Source organism: Polynucleobacter sp. AP-Titi-500A-B4 (genome assembly GCF_018688095.1).
GTDB lineage: Bacteria > Pseudomonadota > Gammaproteobacteria > Burkholderiales > Burkholderiaceae > Polynucleobacter.
On record NZ_CP061311.1, the window covers coordinates 862,870 to 883,985 of the forward strand.

Here is a 21,116-nt window from a genome sequence, read left to right on the forward strand (position 1 = left end):
ATTAGCTAAAAGCTTGAATGCCGGTTTGTGCACGACCTAAAATGAGGGCGTGAATATCGTGAGTGCCTTCATAGGTGTTCACCACTTCTAAATTCATCATATGGCGGACTACGCCATACTCATCAGAGATGCCATTGCCTCCGTGCATATCGCGTGCCATACGCGCAATGTCTAGCGACTTACCGCAAGAGTTGCGTTTCATGATGGAGGTAATTTCTGGGGCAGCGATACCTTCGTCCTTCATGCGACCCAAACGCAAGCAGCCCTGTAATCCAAGTGCAATCTCGGTTTGCATATCAGCCAATTTCTTTTGAATCAGTTGATTGGCAGCCAATGGCTTGCCAAACTGTTTGCGATCCATGGTGTATTGGCGCGCAGCTTGCCAGCACCATTCAGCAGCACCTAATGCGCCCCAAGAAATTCCGTAACGCGCAGAATTTAAGCAGGTGAATGGACCTTTGAGACCTGTGACTTCAGGGAATTCATTTTCAGTGGGGACGAATACTTCATCCATCACGATTTCACCGGTGATAGAAGCGCGTAAACCCATCTTGCCGCTGATCTTTGGAGCGCTTAAGCCCTTCATGCCTTTTTCAAGGATGTAGCCGCGAATCACGCCTTCATCATTCTTAGCCCACACTACAAAGACATCGGCAATCGGTGCATTGGAGATCCACATCTTGGAGCCTGTTAAAGAAAATCCACCAGGAACTTTCTTTGCACGTGTAATCATGCCGCCTGCATCAGAGCCATAGTTTGGTTCAGTTAAACCAAAACAACCAATCCATTCACCAGTAGCTAATTTAGGCAGATATTTTTGTTTTTGGGCTTCAGAGCCAAATTCATTAATCGGCACCATCACTAAAGAGGACTGCACGCTCATCATGGAGCGGTAACCAGAATCGACGCGCTCGATTTCACGAGCAATTAATCCGTACGAAACATAATTTAAATTTGCGCCACCATACTCTTCTGGAATCGTGATGCCCAAGAGACCAAGTTCACCCATCTCGCGAAAGATGGAGGGGTCAGTGGTTTCATTGCGGTAAGCATCTAAAATGCGGGGCATCAAACGACCCTGAGCATATTCCGCAGCAGCATCGCGGATCATTCGCTCTTCTTCGCTTAGCTGGGTATCTAGTAATAAGGGGTCTTCCCAATTAAAACTGGCTTTACTCATGGTTCTCGTCGTCCTATGGATTGTTTTCTGCCCGCCTCCTGCGTAAGTCCAAGAATGCGGATATTCTTCTTTCTATTATCCATTTTTCTAGACTTATGGACTCGCCAAGACGACACCATCGCTATTACGACCTGATTCTGGCTGCCTTTGTGGTTGTGCTGCTGTGCTCGAACTTTATCGGGGCTGGTAAAGCGGCTGTCGTCAACCTGCCTTATTTTGGTGAATTGACTTTTGGTGGCGGTATTTTATTTTTCCCGATTGCCTATTTCTTTGGCGATATCCTCACTGAAGTCTATGGCTATGCTTATGACCGGCGCGCTGTTTGGGCGGGGTTTGCAGCTTTGGCTTTTGCAGCCATCATGGCGCAGATTGTGATTGCTTTGCCAGTCGCACCTGGGGCGTACATGGCCAATTATCAGCATGGTCTAGAGACTGTTTTTGGAAATTCATGGCGCATTGCGCTGGCCTCGATGTTTTCTTTCTGGTGCGGTAGTTTTACCAATAGTTTCGTATTGGCCAAGATGAAGATTTGGACTCAAGGTCGATTTTTGTGGATGCGCACGATCGGCTCTACGGCAGTGGGTGAGTTAGTCGATTCATCCTTCTTTTACATGCTGGCCTTCTATGGCATTTGGCAAACCCATGAAATCATCCAAGTCGCTCTAGCCCAATACGCACTCAAAACGGCTTGGGAGGTCTTGGCAACACCCTTGACCTACTGGATTGTCAATTTCCTCAAGCGTAAAGAAAACGAGGATTACTACGATATTCACACGAATTTCACACCATTTCGGGTCAAAGTCTAAGCAAGACCTGATTTAGAGCTTTCCCAGCTCTAAACCGTTAAAATAATGGTCTTTGCCCCTAATGCTAGGGGTATCTGTTGAATTGAATTTCAGAAAGCTAGAAAACATCCGTGCTGTCCGCATCTAATATCACCATGCAGTTTGGGGCAAAGCCCCTGTTTGAAAATATTTCCGTGAAGTTTGGCGGTGGTAATCGCTATGGCCTCATTGGGGCAAACGGTTGCGGCAAATCCACTTTCATGAAAATCCTTGGCGGTGAGTTAGAGCCAACCAGCGGCAACGTAAGCTTGGATCCTGGTATTCGTTTAGGTAAGTTACGTCAAGATCAGTTTGCTTATGAAGATGTGCGTGTGCTTGATGTGGTGATGATGGGTCACGAAGAGATGTGGAAAGCAGCCGCAGAACGCGATGCGATCTACGCAAACCCAGATGCTACTGATGAAGACTACATGAAGGCTGCAGAGCTCGAAGGGAAGTATGCTGAATACGGTGGCTATACCGCCGAAGCAAAAGCAGGTGAGTTATTGTTGGGAATTGGTATTCCGATTGAGCAGCACAATGGCCCGATGAGCAACGTCGCCCCAGGTTGGAAATTGCGCGTATTACTTGCCCAGGCTTTGTTTTCTGATCCAGATGTCTTATTGCTCGATGAGCCAACTAATAACTTGGATATTCACTCCATTCATTGGTTAGAAGACATTCTCAATGAGATCAAGAGCACGATCATCATCATTTCCCATGATCGCCACTTCCTCAATGAGGTCTGTACACACATGGCGGATATGGACTATGGAACACTCAAAGTCTATCCTGGTAATTACGATTCATACATGCTTGCATCTGTGCAGGCGCGCACACAACAGTTAAGCAATAACGTCAAAGCCAAAGAGAAAATTGCTGAATTAGCGGCTTTCGTTGCACGATTCTCTGCAAATGCTTCTAAAGCACGTCAGGCAACTTCGCGTCAACGTCAGTTAGAGAAAATTGAAGTTGTAGAAGTGAAGCCATCATCACGTCAAAATCCATTCATTCGTTTTGATACTGAGAAAAAACTGCATAACATGGCGGTTGAGTGCAATGCACTCACTAAAGCGTATGACCGCGTGATCTTCAAGAACTTCAAGTTGGGTGTTCGTGCTGGTGAAAAGATTGCCATCATTGGTCAAAACGGAGCAGGTAAGACAACATTGCTTAAAACCATTCTTAGCAAACGCTTTGATGGTATTGCTGCGGATAGCGGTGACGTTAAGTGGGCTGAAAACGCCAACGTTGGCGTGATGCCGCAGGATAATACTGAGATGTTCACCAAAGATGAGTTACTCATGGATTGGATGAATAACTGGCGTAACACTGGTGATGATGATCAAGTCATTCGTGGCACCTTGGGTCGCCTCTTGTTCTCTGGTGACGATATTGGCAAGTCAGTCAAGGTTCTCTCTGGTGGTGAAAAGGGTCGCATGATTTGGGGCAAACTCATGCTCCAGAAATACAACGTGCTGGCAATGGATGAGCCAACCAATCACATGGATATGGAATCAATTGAGAGCTTGCAGATTGCACTTGAGAAATTTGATGGCACGCTAATCTTTGTTTCTCATGACCGTGAATTCGTATCTGCTTTAGCGAACCGCATCTTAGAAGTCAAGATGGATGGCACCGTGGTGGATTACTCGGGTACTTATGAAGAGTATTTACGTAGCCAAGAATTGACTGGCTAAGCAATTAGCTAAGAATAAAGTTTTACAAACAATAAGCCTGCGAATTACGCGGGCTTATTTTCTTTGGCCTGTCGCTGAAAGCGAGTGGCAGTGCCATCTTCGCGGATGCGTTTCCAGACCGAAGCTTTTTCTTCATCAGAGAAGAAGACCCAATTGCTGACTTCACTGAGAGTGCGACCACAGCCCTGACAAATCTCATCATAAAGAGTGGTACAGACGCCGATACAAGGCGAGTCGGATTCATCGTCTCCAGTAGAGAGTGAATGTGAGCCATCTTGCGGTGCTTGATTGTGATTACTTCCAGAATTCATGGAAGTACTTTAGTCGATTTCAGCGGACTATGCTCGGCAAGCTCATCAACGTATGCGCCAATGCCTTGGTGTTCACGTTCAAGGAAGTGCGCAACAGCCTTAGAAAACCTAGGGTCTTGAATGAAATGAGCCGATTGAATAGTGGTGGGTAAAAATCCCCGCGCCATTTTGTGCTCGCCCTGTGCGCCACCTTCAAAGGTCTGAATGCCTTGAGTAATGCAATATTCAATCGCCTGGTAGTAAGCGGTTTCAAAGTGCAGGCAAGGGATGTGCTCCAGTGCACCCCAGTATCTGCCATACGCTTTAGAGGATTGTTTATCGACTACGAGCAAAGAGGATGCAATCGAAACTCCATTCCGCTGGGCAATGATGAGGTGAAGATTTTCAGGGGATCGTTTTACCCACAGCTTGAAGAATGCTTCGCTGAGATAGGGGCTCGAATGATGCTCAAGATAAGTATTTTGGTAACAGTCAAAAAAGAACTCCCAATCTTGATCAGTTGATTCTTTTCCGGGAACGTGTCTAAATGAAATCGCCTCTCGTGCTACTTGTTCACGTTCTCTACGGATATTCTTGCGGCGCTTCATGGTTAGCGCAGACAAAAACTGTTCAAAGCTCTGAAAGTCCTGGTTATGCCAATGAAACTGCACCGAGTCTCGCAATAAAAAGCCTTGTGCCTTAAGTTGTTCTGCTTCAGTAGCCATAGGAAATAGAATGTGAGCAGAAGAGAGGCCATTCTCACTCAACAAGGACTTCAGTCCGCCAATCAGCGCATTCTGATCTGATTCAGATTTGCAAAGGATGCGCGATCCCTGTACCGGGGTGAAAGGGATGGCGCAAAGAACCTTGGGGTAATAGTTCAAGCCTTGTTGTTCATAAGCCTGGGCCCAAGACCAATCAAAAACAAACTCACCATAGGAATGCTGCTTCAAATAGAGTGGCATTGCACCAACTAACTGCTCATCTCGCTTTAAAACCAAATGGGCAACTTGCCACCCAGTGGTACCACCAACGCAACCCGTCTCTTCAAGAGCACTTAAGAATTCATGCTTTAGAAAAGGTCCAGCGTCAGGACCGTGCAGGGCGTTCCACTCTGCTGCAGATACATCTGATAGACGATCTAGGATTTCTATGTGGAGCTTATTGACGCCTGACACTGTTAGCGTTGAATAAGTTCAATTTTGTAACCATCAGGATCGGTCACAAAGGCAATGATCGTATCGCCACCAGCAACTGGACCAGCCGCGCGTGTGACATTGCCACCCGCTGCCTTAATCTTGTCGCAAGCTGCATAAGCATCTGGCACACCGATGGCAATATGCCCATAGGCTGTACCTAAATCATAAGAATGAACGCCATGGTTATAGGTCAACTCAATCTCAGCTTGACCATCGCCATTGCCTTTACCAAAGCCGACAAAAGCTAAGGAATACTTTTGCTCTGGACGCTCAGTAGTGCGCAAAAGATTCATGCCCAATACCTTGGTATAGAAATCAATTGAACGCTGGAGGTCACCAACGCGCAGCATCGTGTGCAAGATCATCATGGTTTACATTGCTCCGTAATTAGGGCCACCACCACCTTCAGGTGTTATCCAAACAATATTTTGGCTTGGGTCTTTAATGTCACAGGTTTTGCAATGCACGCAGTTCTGTGAATTGATTTGTAAACGGGGCTGACCATCCGCTTCTACGTATTCATATACGCCAGCAGGGCAGTAGCGTTGCTCTGGACCTGCGTAGGTTTTGAGGTTCAGGCTCACGGGAATGGCGGCATCCTTTAAGGTGAGATGAACTGGTTGATTCTCAGCATGGTTCGTATTGGAGATAAACACGGATGAGAGGCGGTCAAAAGTAATCTTCCCATCTGGCTTTGGGTAGTCGATCGGCTTGTGCTGAGCTGCTGGCTCTAGGCATTCATGATCGGCATGCTTGAGGTGAATGGTCCATGGCATATTGCCACCCAAGACCTTCTGCTCTAAACCAACCATCAAGGTGCCTACATAAAGACCCTTAGACATCCACGGCTTGAAGTTACGCGCTTGATTGAGCTCAGTATGCAACCAACTGTTTTGGAATGCACTTGGGTAAGCCGCTAGAACATCTACGGAGCGATTGTCATTCAGGGCAGCTACTGCTGCTTCGGCAGCTAACATGCCCGTCTTAATTGCAGCATGACTTCCTTTAATGCGTGAAGCATTTAAGAAACCGGCATCACAGCCAATCAGTGCGCCACCAGGAAATACCATTTTAGGAAGACTGTTTAAGCCGCCCGCAGTCAATGCACGCGCACCATAGGCAATACGTTTACCGCCTTCAAAGGTTTCTCGAATCTTCGGATGCAATTTATACCGTTGGAATTCTTCAAAGGGGGAGAGGTAAGGATTCTTATAAGAAAGGCCTACTACTAAACCAACGGCAACCTTGTTATCACCTAAGTGATAAAGGAATGAGCCACCATATGTATCGCTCTCTAGGGGCCAGCCTGCGGTATGCACGACCAAGCCAGGCTTACTCTTAGAGGGTTCTACTTCCCAAAGCTCTTTAATGCCGATGCCGTAGCTTTGCGGATCAGAATCTTTGTCTAGAGCAAACTTAGTAATCAACTGCTTGCCTAGATGACCACGAGCTCCTTCAGCGAATAATGTGTACTTGCCGCGCAATTCCATACCAAGTTGGAATTGATCAGTGGGGTTGCCTTCTTTATCTAAACCCATCGAGCCTGTAATCACACCACTCACTGCGCCTTGCTCGTTATATAAAACCTCTGCCGCAGGAAAGCCTGGAAAAATTTCTACGCCAAGTGCTTCTGCTTGTTCGCCCAACCAACGAGTGACGTTAGCTAAGCTCACAATATAGTTACCCTCATTCTTAAAGCAGTGGGGCAACATCCAATTGGGAACTTGATAAGAGTTATCTGAAGTTAAAAAGAGAAATTGATCTTGCGTCACTTCGGTATTTAGCGGCGCACCTAATTCTTTCCAGTTCGGAAAGAGCTCAGTAATGGCTTTGGGGTCCATCACCGCGCCAGACAGAATATGCGCACCGATTTCAGAACCCTTTTCTAAAACGCAAACACTGATGTCTTTGCTAGATTCATTGGCCAGTTGCTTTGCTCTGATTGCGGCCGAGAGTCCGGCGGGGCCACCACCAACAATGACCAGGTCGTAATCCATAGATTCCCTGGGTCCAAATTGTTCTAGTAGCTGCGCCTGGTTCATGCAATTTCTCCGAGATTTCTTAAAAAATAGGGTATTTCAGCCTAGATAGTTTAGTTCCAACTGCTAAAAACCAATTTAGTGCCAGGACTGCCAAGGCTGAAGGGGTTGAGGCGTTATGATTGCTTTTTTACCCTTTTTGGCAATACTAGGACAAAAGTTATGAATAAAACTTACCCATCGGCAGTCGATGCCCTGCGGGATATCTTGAAGGATGGACAAAAGCTGGCAGTTGGTGGCTTTGGTCTGTGCGGTATTCCAGAAGCCTTGATTCAGGCTGTGAAGGATCTAGGCGCACAAAATCTCACCGCGATTGCAAATAATGCCGGCGTAGATGGATTCGGTTTAGGCTTGTTACTGAATTCACGTCAAGTCAAAAAGATGGTCGCTTCCTACGTTGGCGAAAACAAAGAATTTGAGCGTCAGTTCCTAGCAGGAGAGTTGGAATTGGAATTCACCCCCCAAGGAACCTTGGCAGAAAAATTGCGCGCTGGTGGTTGCGGTATCCCAGCGTTCTATACCAAAACTGGCGTAGGCACTTTAGTTGCTGAAGGTAAAGAAGAAAAAGAATTCGATGGTGAGAAATACATCATGGAACGCTCGATCATTTCTGATATCTCGCTAGTGAAGGCATGGAAAGCCGATAAGTCCGGTAACTTGGTGTATCGCTATACAGCGCGTAACTTTAATCCAGTGGTCGCAATGGCTGGCAAGATTACCGTCGCTGAGGTCGAAGAGATTGTCGAGAACGGTCAACTGCATCCTGACGAGATCCATACACCAGGTATTTATGTACACCGCTTGGTGCTCCATAAAACTCCAGAGAAGCGCATTGAACAGCGCACTCTGACTGCAAAAGCTTAATTTAGGAAGATTGATATGCCTTGGACTAGAGACGAGATGGCAGCACGTGCTGCTAAAGAATTAAAAGACGGTTACTACGTAAACCTCGGTATTGGTATGCCGACTTTAGTGGCAAACCATGTGCCCAAAGATATGGAAGTGTGGCTTCAGTCAGAGAATGGTTTACTTGGTATTGGTCCATTCCCGACGGAGGAGACAATTGATGCTGATTTGATTAATGCAGGTAAGCAAACGATTACAACCTTGCCTGGCTCCTCTATTTTTTCATCTGCAGATTCATTCGGAATGATTCGTGGTGGAAAAATTAATATTGCGATCTTGGGCGCAATGCAAGTGAGTGAGCACGGTGACCTCGCTAACTGGATGATTCCAGGAAAAATGGTGAAGGGCATGGGCGGTGCAATGGATTTGGTTGCCGGCGTAAAACACGTTGTGGTATTGATGGAGCACGTGGCCAAGAAAAAAGACGGCACTGAAGAACTCAAAATTTTGCCTAAGTGCACCTTGCCTTTGACGGGTGTAGGTGTGATTAGTCAGATCATCACGGATCTCTGTGTTTTAGATATCACCCGCTCTGGATTGAACTTGGTTGAATTGGCTCCTGGCGTTACCAAAGAAGAAGTGATCGCCAAAACGGGTGCCCCTGTTGATACAACGGGTTTCTAACACCCATCATCATTTAATGGAATAATGGGCTCACCATGTCGGGCTCCCATCTATTCCACTCGAAGCCAGTAAAACCCCAGACAGCATCTGGGGTTGATCCTTCTTTACATGCACATAAAAAGGGGGATGCAAAGCATTCCCATAGTAAGGAAGTTTCTAATCAAAACTTACTGCTGATTGCCTTAATCCTGACCCTTGGATTTGCTGGGGTTGAAGGTGCTGCAGCGTATTTTGCAAATTCTCTAGCGCTGATCTCCGATGCGGGTCATATGGTGACCGATGCTGCCGCTTTAGGTTTAGCGCTCTTGGCACAAATTATTTCTCGCAGACCTCCTTCGCCAAAGCATTCCTTTGGTTTTGGTAGGGCAGAAGCGCTAGCCGCATTTGTCAATAGCATTGTGATGTTAGCTTTAGTTGCCTGGATTGTGGTGGAAGCAATTAGTCGCTTCTATGATCCGCATAAGGTCGATGGTTTAACAGTGACGGTTGTTGCGGCGATTGGTTTGCTGATGAATATCGTCGTGGCATGGGTGCTGTCACGCGATAAGAAGAGCGTCAATACTCGTGCCGCATTGGTGCACGTGATGGGTGACTTACTCGGCTCTATCGCAGCTTTAATAGCAGGTGTCGTCATTCAGTTGACCGGTTGGATGCCGATTGATGCAATCCTCTCTATTTTGGTCTCGCTACTTATTCTCAAGTCGACGATTTCCATTTTGCATGAGTCCTATCATTTCTTGATGGAAGGCGTACCACTGCATATTGATTATTTAGAGGTGGGCAAGGATCTAAAAAATATTCCAGGCGTGTTGGCTGTGCATGATTTGCATGTCTGGGAGATGACCCCTAGCTTTCCTGCCCTGATTGGCCATATTGAAATTGCTGACATCAAAGAGTGGCCCTCTATCATGGCTCGCATTAACACCATGCTGTTAGATAAACACGGCATTGATCACGTCACTCTGCAACCAGAAGAGTACAGTGAGTTACATGATCATGATCACGGAATTGATGATGCTCCAAGACAGGAGCAATCTAGTAATGTGTTTCATGAGGGTGATACCTTCTATGTGCAATGCTCTAGTGGAGAGTCTTCACACCGCATGGCTTATCACGCTTGGGGTAATCCTAGTAATCCCAAAGTATTGATGTGTGTGCATGGTCTAACAAGACGTGGCGCTGATTTCAAGACCTTGGCAAAGGCGATGTGCAAAGACTATTACGTAGTCTGTCCTGATGTGGTTGGTCGAGGCGACTCGGATCGCTTAAGTAATCCAATGCAATACGCAGTGCCTCAATATGTTGCTGATATTGCACAGCTTGTTAAAACCTTAGGTGTATCTCAGGTGGATTGGTTTGGTACCTCGATGGGAGGTTTGATCGGCATGGTCTATGCCGCCATGCCGACTTCACCCATTCGGAAGATGTTAATTAACGACGTTGGCCCAAAGATCGAGCCCGAAGCTATCAAGCGTTTAGGCTCTTATGTTGGTCAACCTTTTGCTTTTGCAAATCGTGCTGAAGCCCTTACTCGTTTAAATCAAATTTGCGCTTCTTTTGGTGAGCACACCCTTGAGGAGTGGGAGATCTATAACGGACCGATGCTGATTCAGCGTGATGGCATGTGGATCATGCACTACGATCCTAATATCTCTGTACCGTTTGCCTCAGTGAATCCCATCATGGCCAAAGCTGGTGAGATGGCGATGTGGCATGCCTTTAAGCAGATTCATATTCCAATGCTGATCGTACGCGGAGGGGATTCTGATCTTCTATCTGCAGCAACCGTTGCTGAGATGTGCAAAGTCAATCCATATGCCCGCAGTATTGAAATTCCTCATGTTGGTCATGCGCCAGCATTTGTAAAGCCAGAGCAGATCGCTTTAGCAAAAGAATTCTTTAGTTAATCTTTACAGCTCATTTTTGCCTATGGCAAACCTTCCTCTCAAACCCGAAAAGGCAGCCCTGTTTCAGGACGCCTGGTACGGCGAACCGGCAGAGTCCCACGCTGAAGGTGTAACGCAAATTCTGCAGTCTCTCAATTTAGATGAAGCTACTTTAGTTGCGGCAAACAATATTGCCCGCACCCATGGAAAAGACGCGCTCGCCAAGTTGATTGGAGAAGAATCTGCCAAACTCTTGATAGGCTATCGTGGATTACGGCAGGCACAAGCAAAGTTGGTACGCGAAGATGGTGGTTTGAGTGTTTCTGGACAAGAGGAGATGCTACGCAAAATGCTTTTGGCATTTGGCGATGACTTGCGGGTTGTGCTGATCTATCTTGCATCACGCCTGCAGACCCTGCGCTGGGTAACTCAGGAAAACATGGAGATGCCAAGCGCTTGGGCACAAGAGATTCTCAATATTGATGCGTCCTTAGCGAATCGACTAGGTATCTGGCAAATGAAGTGGGAGATGGAGGATCTTGCTTTTCGCGTTCTATCGCCGGTAGTCTATCGAGATATCGCCAAGATGCTGGATGCTAAACGTATTGAACGTCAAGCTTTTATCGAGCGAATCGTGCGTGAACTAAAACAAGAATTAAAGGGCGCTCATATTATTGGTGATGTATTGGGTAGACCAAAACATATCTACAGCATTTGGAGGAAGATGCAGGGCAAGTCCTTGGACTTTGCAAACCTCTATGATGTGAGAGCGTTTCGTGTACTGGTGGAAGACGTTAAAGCTTGTTATGCCGTTCTTGGAATTGTGCACAATGTCTGGCAACCTGTGCCTCGTGAGTTTGATGATTACATTGCTAGGCCTAAGCCTAACGGCTATCAATCTCTGCATACCGTAGTGATGAATGAAGATGGCACTGCATTTGAGATTCAAGTGCGTACCCATGAGATGCATCAACAGGCTGAATATGGTTTAGCAGCGCATTGGCGCTATAAAGAAGGCGCTTATGTGGGTATGGCGACACCACCTAATCCTACAAAGACGAATCAACCTAGTATTCATCATCAACCAGGCACCCATAGTGCAGAGGTCGCTTATGAGAGACAGATTGCTTGGGCAAGGCAGCTCATCTCCTGGAAAGAGGATGCTTGGGATCAACTCAAGCATCACGAGATCGATGATCATATTTATGTGCTTACACCATTAGGCAAGGTGATTTCTTTAGAGAAGGGTTCAACCCCTATCGACTTTGCTTATGCAGTTCATACCAACCTAGGGCATCGTTGTCGTGGAGCGCGCGTCGATGGCGCAATGGTTCCTTTAGAAACTGCTTTACAAAACGGGCAGACGGTAGAAATCATTGCCGTGAAGCATGGCGGCCCATCACGAGATTGGATTAGTCCCGATAAAAATTATGTGCGCTCTCAAAGAGCGCGTCAACGGGTGCGCGCTTGGTTTAATGCTCTTGATGATGAAGAGGCTGGTCAGATTGCAAAAGTAGCGGAGACTAAGTCTGAAGCGCCTATTGAAACCAAACCAGTTGCACCAGAAATTGTTTTGCGGAATAGCAGTCGTAAAACTGGACAAGGTGGCGATGTCTTGGTTGTGGGTGTGGATTCTTTGTTAACGCAACTTGCTCGTTGCTGTAGACCTGTGCCACCAGACTCGATTGCGGGTTTTGTCACCCAAGGTCGAGGTGTATCGATTCATCGGCGCTCATGTAAAACCTTTAGGGGGCTATTAGATAGAGCTCCAGAACGTGTGATTCAGACTGCTTGGACTGCTTCTGCCGCAGATCCAGAAGTCAGCTCAGATCAAAAGCGTGTCTTTCCAGCGGATTTAGTTGTGACCGGCTTGGATCGACCTGAATTGATGCGAGAGCTATTTGAGATTCTGACCCGCCAAGGCGTACATGTGACTGATCTACGCAAATCAGCCAAAAAAGGTCTAGCGCAGATCCTTTTAACGGTTGAGGTCAAGGATTCTGAGGTCTTGAGGGTGGTTCAAAATAGCCTAGAAGAGGTTAAAGGGGTCACCCAAGTGCGTCGCCGGTGATAAACTCTAGGGCTGTATAGGCTCGTAGCTCAGCTGGTTAGAGCACCACCTTGACATGGTGGGGGTCGTTGGTTCGAGTCCAATCGAGCCTACCAACGAATAATGACCCAAAAGGGGAAACCCAAGAGGCGCGGATGCCCCAAAGCTACCGCGCTTTCTTTTTAGGTTGATGTAGTGATGCTGAAGTTCAGTTAATAAGATGGAGTTGTTATGCCAGTAGTTACTCTGCCCGATGGATCAAAACGTGAGTTTGATGCTCCCGTTCGTATAGCGGATGTTGCCCAAAGCATCGGCAGTGGTCTTGCTAAAGCTGCTCTAGGCGGTATTGTTGACGGCAAGATGGTAGATACCAGCTTTGTTATCGATCAAGATAGTCAGCTCGCCATCATTACTGATAAGAGTCCTGAAGCACTAGAGATTGTTCGACACTCCACAGCTCACTTATTGGCTTACGCGGTTAAAGAATTATTTCCAGAAGCGCAAGTCACCATTGGTCCAGTTATCGAGAATGGTTTCTACTACGACTTCTCTTATCACCGCCCATTCACTCCAGATGACTTAGTAGCTCTTGAAAAGAAAATGACTGAGCTTGCTAAAAAAGATGAGCCAGTAGTGCGCAGTGTTTTGCCACGTGATGAAGCGGTGAAATTCTTCAAAGATCAAGGCGAACATTACAAAGCAGAAATCATTGCCAGCATTCCGCAAAATGAAGATGTATCACTTTATGCAGAAGGCAAGTTCACAGATTTATGTCGTGGCCCACACGTACCATCGACTGGCAAATTAAAAGTATTTAAGCTCATGAAGCTTGCTGGTGCTTACTGGCGTGGCGATAGTAAGAATGAGATGTTGCAGCGTATTTACGGCACTGCTTGGTTGCGTAAAGAAGACCAAGATGCGTATCTTCATATGCTGGAAGAGTCTGAAAAGCGTGATCATCGTCGTCTCGGTAAACAACTCGATTTATTCCACTTCCAAGAAGAAGCGCCTGGCCTCATTTTCTGGCATCCAAAAGGTTGGTCCATTTGGCAAGAGGTTGAGCAATACATGCGCCGCGTGTATCAGCAAGAAGGCTACCAAGAGGTCAAAGCCCCACAAATTTTGGATCGAGCGCTTTGGGAAAAATCCGGGCACTGGGAAAACTACAAAGAAAATATGTTTACGACGGAGTCGGAGAATCGTGCTTATGCATTAAAGCCGATGAACTGTCCTGGGCACGTCCAAATTTATAACTCTGGCTTACATAGTTATCGTGAGTTGCCATTACGTTTTGGTGAATTTGGTCAATGTCACCGCAATGAACCATCTGGTGCATTGCACGGTTTGATGCGTGTGCGTGGCTTTACTCAAGACGATGGTCATATTTTCTGTACCGAAGATCAGATTCAGTCTGAGGTTGCTCAGTTTGATAAAGCGGTGCGCGCTGTGTATCAAGATTTTGGTTTTACTGAAGTGGCTGTGAAATTAGCTTTGCGTCCTGCTAAGCGTGTTGGCGATGATGCGATTTGGGATAAAGCCGAAGAGGCGCTTCGTGGAGCCTTGAAGGCTTCTGGCCAAGAGTGGGAAGAATTGCCAGGTGAGGGTGCTTTTTATGGTCCAAAGATCGAATATCACCTCAAGGACTCTATTGGACGTACCTGGCAGTGCGGCACGATTCAGGTGGATTTCTCAATGCCGGCCCGTCTTGGGGCTGAATATGTGGCTGAGGACAATAGTCGCAAGACCCCGGTCATGCTCCATAGGGCAATTGTGGGCTCTTTAGAGCGTTTTATTGGCATTTTGATCGAAAATCATGCTGGAAACATGCCAGTTTGGCTAGCTCCGACCCAAGCTGTGGTCCTCAATATCTCTGGAAATTCTGCTGCATATGCACAACAAGTGCAGCAAATGCTGAAAAAACAAGGGTTTAGAGTTGAATCGGATTTGCGGAACGAGAAAATTACGTATAAAATACGCGAGCACGCATTACAGAAGATCCCATTTTTGCTGGTTGTAGGTGATAAAGAGTCTGAAAGTAATACGGTGGCCGTTCGTGCCCGTGGCGGAGTGGATTTAGGTGTAATGCCTATTGATGCCTTCGTTGCCCGACTCCAGCAGGATATATCCCAGAAAGTCGGACCCGAGCCTAGCTAGGGTTAGAACGGTTTTTATTGTTTTTTTAAAGGAATTAAGAAGATCGCTACTGAAAAATTGCAACGCATTAACCGGGAAATTACTGCTCCTGAAGTGCGTTTGATTGGAATTGATGGAGAGCCCATCGGTGTAGTTAAGTTGAGTGAAGCCTTGGCTGCAGCAGAAGAGAAAGAGACCGACCTGGTTGAAATTGCTCCAACAGCTGTACCACCTGTAGTCCGTATCATGGACTTCGGCAAATTCAAGTACCAAGAAGCGAAGCGGATGCATGAAGCTAAGCTGAAGCAAAAGGTGATTCAGGTGAAGGAAGTAAAATTCCGTCCCGGCACTGATGATGGTGACTACGGTGTGAAGCTACGCAATCTAATCCGCTTTTTGGAAGATGGCGATAAGACAAAGATTACGCTGCGGTTTCGGGGTCGTGAAATGGCCCACCAAGAAATCGGAGCAAGAATGTTGGAACGTTTGAAGTTGGACTTACAAGAGTTTGGCCAAGTTGAACAGTTTCCAAAAATGGAAGGCCGCCAGATGGTGATGGTATTGGCCCCCATTCGTAAGGCTAAGTAACTAGGTTCTACCTGGTTCTTATGTAGGGAGGCACCCTTTGTGATGAAGGTGCTGGCAGTCAGAAGTGCTTCTGGGTACAGGAAGAGTAACCGTCGGTTACCACCTATGTCGCACAAGTAGAAGAAGGGGTGCTTTATGCCCAAGATGAAGAGCAAGAGTAGCGCGAAGAAGCGCTTCACGGTTCGCGCAGGCGGAACGATCAAACGAGGTCAGGCTTTCAAACGCCACATCCTCACCAAGAAGACCACCAAGAACAAGCGTCATTTGCGTGGTTCCACAGAAGTTGCGAAAGCTGACGTTAAGTCAATTCGCTCCATGCTTCCTTACGCTTAACCTCAGACTAGATTAGGAGAATTCAATGCCAAGAGTCAAACGTGGGGTTACAGCAAGAGCCCGTCATAAGAAAATCACTGATGCCGCAACAGGTTACCGCGGCCGTCGTAAAAACGTATTCCGTATTGCTAAGCAAGCGGTTATGCGTGCTGGTCAATATGCTTATCGCGACCGTCGCAATAAGAAACGTGTATTCCGCGCTTTGTGGATTGCCCGTATCAATGCGGCAGTGCGTGAGCACAACATGACCTACAGCGTATTCATGAATGGTATGAAGAAAGCTGCAATCGAACTCGATCGCAAAGTGCTTTCTGATATGGCCATTGCTGACAAAGCGGCTTTTGCTGCTTTGGTTACACGGATCAAATCCGTAGTAAACGCTGCAGCTTAATTCTTAGTTTCTAAAAACTAAGCTGCAATGGTTTCTCTCGACCAAATTGTCGAGGATGCCAAACGTGATTTCTCTGGAGCTGCCGATTCGGCGGCTCTTGAGGACGCGAAAGCCAGGTATCTCGGTAAATCAGGTGTTCTCACTGAGCGTTTAAAAGCGCTTGGTGGAATGTCGCCTGAAGAGCGCAAGAGTGCTGGCGCCCAAATCAATCAAATCAAAACTCAAGTAGAAGCTGCCTTACAAGAGCGTCGCCAAGCTTTGGCGGATGCCGTATTGCTTCAGCGTTTGGCTGCCGAGTCTATTGACGTGTCCTTACCTGGGCGCGGTCAAGCAGTAGGCAGTTTGCATCCCGTAATGCGAACTTGGGAGCGTGTAGAGGAGATCTTTCGCTCCATTGGTTTTGATGTGGCGGATGGTCCTGAAATTGAAACCGATTGGTTTAATTTCACGGCCCTCAATAGCCCAGAAAATCATCCTGCACGTTCAATGCAGGACACCTTTTATATCGATGGTAAAGATGCTCATGAGAAGCCTTTGCTATTGCGCACCCACACTAGCCCGATTCAAGTTCGCTACGCGAGTGAGCATGTTAAAAAATATGCTCACTTAGATGTAATGCCGCCAATAAAAGTCATTGCACCTGGTAGAACCTATCGTGTCGATAGTGATGCAACGCATTCACCAATGTTCCACCAAGTTGAAGGTTTGTGGATTGCAGAAAGTGTTTCATTTGCAGATCTCAAAGGTGTGTATACCGACTTCTTGAGAACTTTTTTTGAAACCAATGAATTGCAAGTGCGTTTCCGTCCATCGTATTTTCCATTTACAGAGCCTTCTGCTGAAATCGATATGGCCTTTGGTAGCGGTAAGCTTGCCGGTCGCTGGTTAGAGATTTCTGGTGCAGGGCAGGTCCACCCCAATGTATTACGCAATATGGGTATTGATCCAGAGCGCTATACCGGCTTCGCTTTTGGCTCCGGTTTGGAGCGTTTAACAATGTTGCGTTATGGCGTAGATGATTTACGCCTCTTCTTTGAAAATGATTTGCGTTTCTTAGCGCAGTTCCCTGCATAAGAAAGTATAGATAAGTTATGCAATTTTCTGAATCTTGGCTCCGTCAGTATGTGAACCCATCACTCGATAGTGATGCCCTAGGTCACGCCATGACGATGGCGGGTTTAGAGGTAGAAGAGCAGCACTCAGTTGCGCCAGTATTTACGAAGATTGTGGTTGCGCAGATTCTGTCTGCTGAGCAACATCCCGATGCCGATCGCTTACGCGTATGTAAAGTTGATGCAGGCACTGGCCAGGAATTGCAAATTGTTTGCGGTGCCCCAAATGCGCGAGCCGGCATTAAGATTCCGTGCGCTTTAGTTGGCGCTGAGTTGCCACCAGCAGAGGCAGGCGGCAAACCCTTCATGATTAAAGTAGGTAAACTCCGTGGCGTAGAAAGCCAAGGCATGTTGTGCTCAGGTCGTGAACTCGGGCTTGGTGATGACCACGAAGGTATTTTGGAGTTACCAGCAGATGCACCGGTTGGTGAAGATATTCGTAAGTACTTAGATCTCGATGATCAAGTATTTGTGATTAAGTTGACTCCGAATAAAGCAGACTGCTTATCTCTCCTAGGTATGGCAAGAGAAGTATCTGCCATCACTGGCGCAGCGCTGTGTGCTCCCAAATGGAATACACCAGCAGCATCGATAGATGACAAGCGTAAAGTCTCGGTAGAGAGTAAAGAGCTCTGCGGTCGTTTTGCTGGTCGCGTCATTCGTGGTGTCAATCCACAAGCAAAAACCCCTGATTGGATCGTGAAGCGTTTATCACTCGCTGGGCAAAGAAGTATTTCTGCTTTAGTTGATCTCTCCAACTACGTTATGTTGGAGATGGGTCAACCAACCCATGTATTTGATATTGATCAGCTATCAGGCGATATTACTGTTCGTTGGGCTAAAGCTGGCGAAACTCTTGAGCTCCTCAATGGTCAAACTGTAACTCTCGTAGGCCCAGATTCTGCCGGCAAAGTACAAGAAGCGGGGGTAGTAGCAGACCAAAAAGGTCCGGTCGCTTTGGCGGGAATTATGGGTGGTAATCATTGCGCCGTGAGCGATGACACCAAAAACATATATGTAGAGGCGGCGTATTGGTTGCCTTCTGCTATTCAGGGTCGCGCACGCCGATTTAATTTCAGCACAGACGCTGCGCACCGCTTTGAGCGCGGCGTAGATCCTCAAAATACGGTTCATTGCCTCGAGTATCTGACTGCACTCATTCTTGAGGTTTGCGGCGGACAGGCTGGCCCTGTAGATGATCAGGTACTGAACGTACCAGAACGCAAGCCAGTCAAGATGCGTTTGGCAAGAGCGCAAAAAGTGATCGGTATTCCGCTAACTCAAGTAATCGTTGCCGACGTATTTAAGCGCCTTGGTTTTGAATTCAAGCAAGAGGGCGATGCATTTATTGTTACACCCCCAAGCTATCGCTTCGACATTGAAATCGAAGAAGATTTAATCGAAGAAGTCGCGCGTATGTACGGCTTTGAAAATATTCCCGACCTGCCTCCGGTAGCTTCACTGAAGATGAGCGCTAAGGCAGAGGCCAAACGTGGTATTCATTTATTGCGTCAGCGTCTAGCATTGCAAGGTTATCAAGAAGCGGTCAATTTTGGTTTTACCGATCTCGAAAGCGAACATCGTCTTGCTGGTGCCAAAGAACAAGACCTCATTAAGGTTCTCAACCCTATTGCCAATCAATACGCCGTGATGCGTAGCAATCTTTGGGGTGGTTTACTCTCCAATCTAAAGGCTAATTTGAACCGTGGAGCAGGGCGGGTACGCTTGTTTGAGACGGGCCGGGTATTCAGCCGTGATGCCAGTATTCAAGAGGCTGATGGCAAGGTTGCCGGTTTTCATCAACCTCAAAAGATTGGTGGTTTAGCTTACGGCTCTTTTGTTCCAGAACAATGGGCCAATGCAACTAGGGCAGTAGATTTCTTTGATGTGAAGGGTGATTTAGAGCGCGTCTTAGATCCTTTGCATTTTGTTACTGAGGCAGCCCTTCATCCTGCTTTGCATCCTGGTCGTAGCGCAAAGGTGTTGCTTACGGTTGGTAAGAATGTAATTGAAGTGGGTTGGATTGGTGAGTTGCACCCTGGTCTGCAACAGGCATACGAACTTCCACAAGCCCCAGTTCTGTTTGAGTTGGATTTAGAGCCGATTCGTGAACTTGGTTTACCAGCTCCAGAGGAGTTGAGCAAATTTCCTGCAGTACAGCGAGACTTAGCGGTCGTTGTGAAGCAAAGCGTTTCTGCTCAATCAATATTGGATGCCATGACATCCAGCAAACAAAATTTTGTAAGAGCCATCGAGCTCTTTGATGAATTTAAGCCAAAGGCTGGCTCAAGTAGCATGGCGGATGATGAGAAGAGTTTGGCGTTCCGGGTGACCTTATTAAATCCTCAAGAAACATTGCAAGACCCCCAAATTGATGCTGTTATGGCTGCTTTATTGGGTGCGGTAGAAAAAAAATGTGCGGCTCGCCTGCGCTAGGTTTACTATTACTGAAATACCAAAACAAATAGCTACAAAAGAGACTATTCATGAACGAAATACTTGCCAACGATACAGTGACCAAGAACGAACTCTCAGAGGCCCTCTTTGATCAAGTCGGTTTGAATAAGCGTGAAGCGAAAGATATGATTGATGCGTTTTTTGACCGCATTGGTCAATCACTCGAAGCGGGTACAGAAGTAAAAATTTCTGGTTTTGGTAATTTTCAGTTGCGCAATAAATCGGCTCGTCCTGGCCGAAATCCAAAGACAGGTCAAATGATTCCAATTGCTGCAAGACGAGTAGTGACATTTCATGCAAGTCAAAAGCTCAAAGATGTAGTGGAGTCACATGCTCGAGAAAACCGAGTTTGATGCTAGCTCGGCACTTCCGAGCTCTCAACTTCCCCCCATTCCTGCTAAGCGCTACTTCACTATTGGTGAGGTAGCAGATCTTTGTGGCGTACGTTCACATGTCCTTCGCTATTGGGAGCAAGAGTTCTCTCAGCTTAGTCCGCAGAAGCGCCGTGGCAATCGCCGTTACTACCAACATCATGAAGTGGTGTTAATTCGTAAAATTCGTGCGCTACTGTACGAAGAAGGATTTACCATCAGCGGCGCCAGAAATCGCCTTGATGAAGCGCGCGGTGAACTCCGTTTGCGTGATGAACTGCAAGCAGTTCTGCAAATTCTATCTAAATAGATACTGATACAATTTTGTCTTTCGTCGGGGCGTAGCGCAGCCTGGTAGCGTACATGCATGGGGTGCATGTGGTCGGAGGTTCAAATCCTCTCGCCCCGACCATTCGTTTTAGTGTTGTTTTAGTGTTTTAATTTATTCAATATGAATACATCCAGCCCCAACTCTCAAAATCACAATAGAACCCTGTACTTCGGTTTGGATATTCCATTTTTGGATCATCTAGGGGTAGTGCCTGAATTTGCCGAAGCGGGTAAAGTCAGGATTAGCTATACCGTGAAGCCGGAGCACACCAATAGCTTCCATGTGGCCCAAGGGGGCCTCATTATGACTCTCTTAGATTTTGCAATGGGTGCTGCAGCACGTACAGCCTCAAACCATCAATTAGGGGCTATCACGATCGACATGACTACGAGTTTTTTGCGTCCCAGCACTGGCAAGATAGTGGTGGAGGGCACCTTATTGAAGGCTGGAAAATCGATTAATTACTGCGAAGCCGTGGCGTTGAATGAGGCGGGTGAGATCACCGCTAAGGCCAGCGGTACATTTATGCTCAGGAGATAACCATCCTAAAATATTAATAATAGTATTTATAATGATTATGTATATTCAATCATTATTATCAATATAAACCCTTGATAAATAAAGGTTTATATCTATTATTAATCGATATTGAGTTATTGATTAATTCATCTATATAATGAACTCTTGAAATACATTATCAAT

General features: G+C 46.7%; 20 protein-coding genes and 2 tRNA genes. 17 read left to right on the plus strand and 5 right to left on the minus strand.

What is annotated here, in order from left to right; translation table 11 throughout:
- Window position 1: 1 nt before the first annotated feature.
- Window positions 2-1,180: an acyl-CoA dehydrogenase gene (locus tag FD968_RS04500; protein ID WP_215367598.1), complete on the minus strand. Its 1,179-nt coding sequence runs from the start codon at window positions 1,178-1,180 to the stop codon at window positions 2-4.
- A 95-nt stretch (window positions 1,181-1,275) separates the two neighbouring features.
- On the opposite strand from FD968_RS04500, the gene FD968_RS04505 reads away from it, so the two are divergent.
- Complete coding sequence (locus FD968_RS04505) at window positions 1,276-1,986, plus strand: queuosine precursor transporter (RefSeq protein ID WP_215367600.1); 711 nt, start codon at window positions 1,276-1,278, stop codon at window positions 1,984-1,986.
- Window positions 1,987-2,096: 110 nt separating this feature from the next.
- The gene (locus tag FD968_RS04510; protein WP_215367602.1) at window positions 2,097-3,704 is read left to right on the plus strand and encodes an ABC-F family ATPase; all 1,608 of its coding nucleotides are present in this window, start codon (window positions 2,097-2,099) and stop codon (window positions 3,702-3,704) included.
- 44 nt (window positions 3,705-3,748) lie between these two features.
- Here the strand turns inward: FD968_RS04510 and FD968_RS04515 are convergent, their stop codons facing one another.
- Genes FD968_RS04515 through FD968_RS04530 form a run of 4 tightly spaced genes read right to left on the minus strand, consistent with a single transcriptional unit; the run spans window position 3,749 to window position 7,235 of the window.
- A complete protein-coding gene (locus FD968_RS04515) occupies window positions 3,749-4,015 on the minus strand; it encodes a DUF1289 domain-containing protein (protein WP_215367604.1) in 267 nt (88 codons plus the stop codon).
- Window positions 4,012-5,172 (minus strand): GNAT family N-acetyltransferase, encoded by a 1,161-nt coding sequence (locus tag FD968_RS04520; protein ID WP_215367606.1) that lies wholly within the window; start codon window positions 5,170-5,172, stop codon window positions 4,012-4,014. Before FD968_RS04520 ends, FD968_RS04515 begins: the two co-directional genes overlap by 4 nt.
- Window positions 5,173-5,174: 2 nt before the next feature.
- Window positions 5,175-5,561, minus strand: a complete 387-nt coding sequence (gene gloA / locus FD968_RS04525; RefSeq protein ID WP_215367608.1) for a lactoylglutathione lyase — start codon at window positions 5,559-5,561, stop codon at window positions 5,175-5,177.
- A 3-nt stretch (window positions 5,562-5,564) separates the two neighbouring features.
- A complete protein-coding gene (locus FD968_RS04530; RefSeq protein ID WP_215367610.1) occupies window positions 5,565-7,235 on the minus strand; it encodes an electron transfer flavoprotein-ubiquinone oxidoreductase in 1,671 nt (556 codons plus the stop codon).
- 159 nt (window positions 7,236-7,394) lie between these two features.
- On the opposite strand from FD968_RS04530, the gene FD968_RS04535 reads away from it, so the two are divergent.
- From FD968_RS04535 to FD968_RS04605, 15 genes are all read left to right on the plus strand, one after another.
- Window positions 7,395-8,096 (plus strand): CoA transferase subunit A, encoded by a 702-nt coding sequence (locus FD968_RS04535; RefSeq protein ID WP_215367612.1) that lies wholly within the window; start codon window positions 7,395-7,397, stop codon window positions 8,094-8,096.
- A 15-nt stretch (window positions 8,097-8,111) separates the two neighbouring features.
- A complete protein-coding gene (locus tag FD968_RS04540) occupies window positions 8,112-8,762 on the plus strand; it encodes a CoA transferase subunit B (RefSeq protein ID WP_215367614.1) in 651 nt (216 codons plus the stop codon).
- A gap of 35 nt (window positions 8,763-8,797) precedes the next feature.
- Window positions 8,798-10,669, plus strand: coding sequence for an alpha/beta fold hydrolase (locus tag FD968_RS10615; protein WP_215367616.1), 1,872 nt, complete (start codon window positions 8,798-8,800; stop codon window positions 10,667-10,669).
- 22 nt (window positions 10,670-10,691) lie between these two features.
- Window positions 10,692-12,719 carry a bifunctional (p)ppGpp synthetase/guanosine-3',5'-bis(diphosphate) 3'-pyrophosphohydrolase gene (locus FD968_RS04550; RefSeq protein WP_215367618.1) on the plus strand — a complete coding sequence of 676 codons (2,028 nt, stop codon included), beginning with the start codon at window positions 10,692-10,694 and terminating at the stop codon, window positions 12,717-12,719.
- A gap of 18 nt (window positions 12,720-12,737) precedes the next feature.
- A tRNA-Val gene (locus tag FD968_RS04555) sits at window positions 12,738-12,814 on the plus strand.
- Between the two features lie 115 nt (window positions 12,815-12,929).
- Window positions 12,930-14,852, plus strand: a complete 1,923-nt coding sequence (gene thrS / locus FD968_RS04560; protein ID WP_215367620.1) for a threonine--tRNA ligase — start codon at window positions 12,930-12,932, stop codon at window positions 14,850-14,852.
- A 42-nt stretch (window positions 14,853-14,894) separates the two neighbouring features.
- On the plus strand, window positions 14,895-15,419 hold the full coding sequence (infC, locus tag FD968_RS04565) for a translation initiation factor IF-3 (RefSeq protein ID WP_191904683.1): 525 nt from the start codon (window positions 14,895-14,897) through the stop codon (window positions 15,417-15,419).
- A 135-nt stretch (window positions 15,420-15,554) separates the two neighbouring features.
- The gene (gene rpmI, locus FD968_RS04570) at window positions 15,555-15,752 is read left to right on the plus strand and encodes a 50S ribosomal protein L35 (protein ID WP_011902674.1); all 198 of its coding nucleotides are present in this window, start codon (window positions 15,555-15,557) and stop codon (window positions 15,750-15,752) included.
- Window positions 15,753-15,777: 25 nt separating this feature from the next.
- Window positions 15,778-16,143 carry a 50S ribosomal protein L20 gene (gene rplT, locus FD968_RS04575; RefSeq protein WP_068948443.1) on the plus strand — a complete coding sequence of 122 codons (366 nt, stop codon included), beginning with the start codon at window positions 15,778-15,780 and terminating at the stop codon, window positions 16,141-16,143.
- Window positions 16,144-16,170: 27 nt separating this feature from the next.
- Window positions 16,171-17,217: a phenylalanine--tRNA ligase subunit alpha gene (gene pheS, locus FD968_RS04580; protein ID WP_215367622.1), complete on the plus strand. Its 1,047-nt coding sequence runs from the start codon at window positions 16,171-16,173 to the stop codon at window positions 17,215-17,217.
- A gap of 17 nt (window positions 17,218-17,234) precedes the next feature.
- Complete coding sequence (pheT, locus tag FD968_RS04585) at window positions 17,235-19,691, plus strand: phenylalanine--tRNA ligase subunit beta (protein WP_215367624.1); 2,457 nt, start codon at window positions 17,235-17,237, stop codon at window positions 19,689-19,691.
- Between the two features lie 50 nt (window positions 19,692-19,741).
- Complete coding sequence (locus FD968_RS04590; protein ID WP_215367626.1) at window positions 19,742-20,065, plus strand: integration host factor subunit alpha; 324 nt, start codon at window positions 19,742-19,744, stop codon at window positions 20,063-20,065.
- Entirely contained in the window at window positions 20,043-20,393 is a 351-nt protein-coding gene (locus FD968_RS04595) for a MerR family transcriptional regulator (RefSeq protein WP_215367628.1), read from the plus strand. Before FD968_RS04590 ends, FD968_RS04595 begins: the two co-directional genes overlap by 23 nt.
- Window positions 20,394-20,418: 25 nt before the next feature.
- Window positions 20,419-20,495: transfer RNA gene (locus tag FD968_RS04600), tRNA-Pro, on the plus strand.
- A 39-nt stretch (window positions 20,496-20,534) separates the two neighbouring features.
- Window positions 20,535-20,954, plus strand: a complete 420-nt coding sequence (locus FD968_RS04605) for a PaaI family thioesterase (RefSeq protein WP_215367630.1) — start codon at window positions 20,535-20,537, stop codon at window positions 20,952-20,954.
- Window positions 20,955-21,116: the final 162 nt, after the last annotated feature.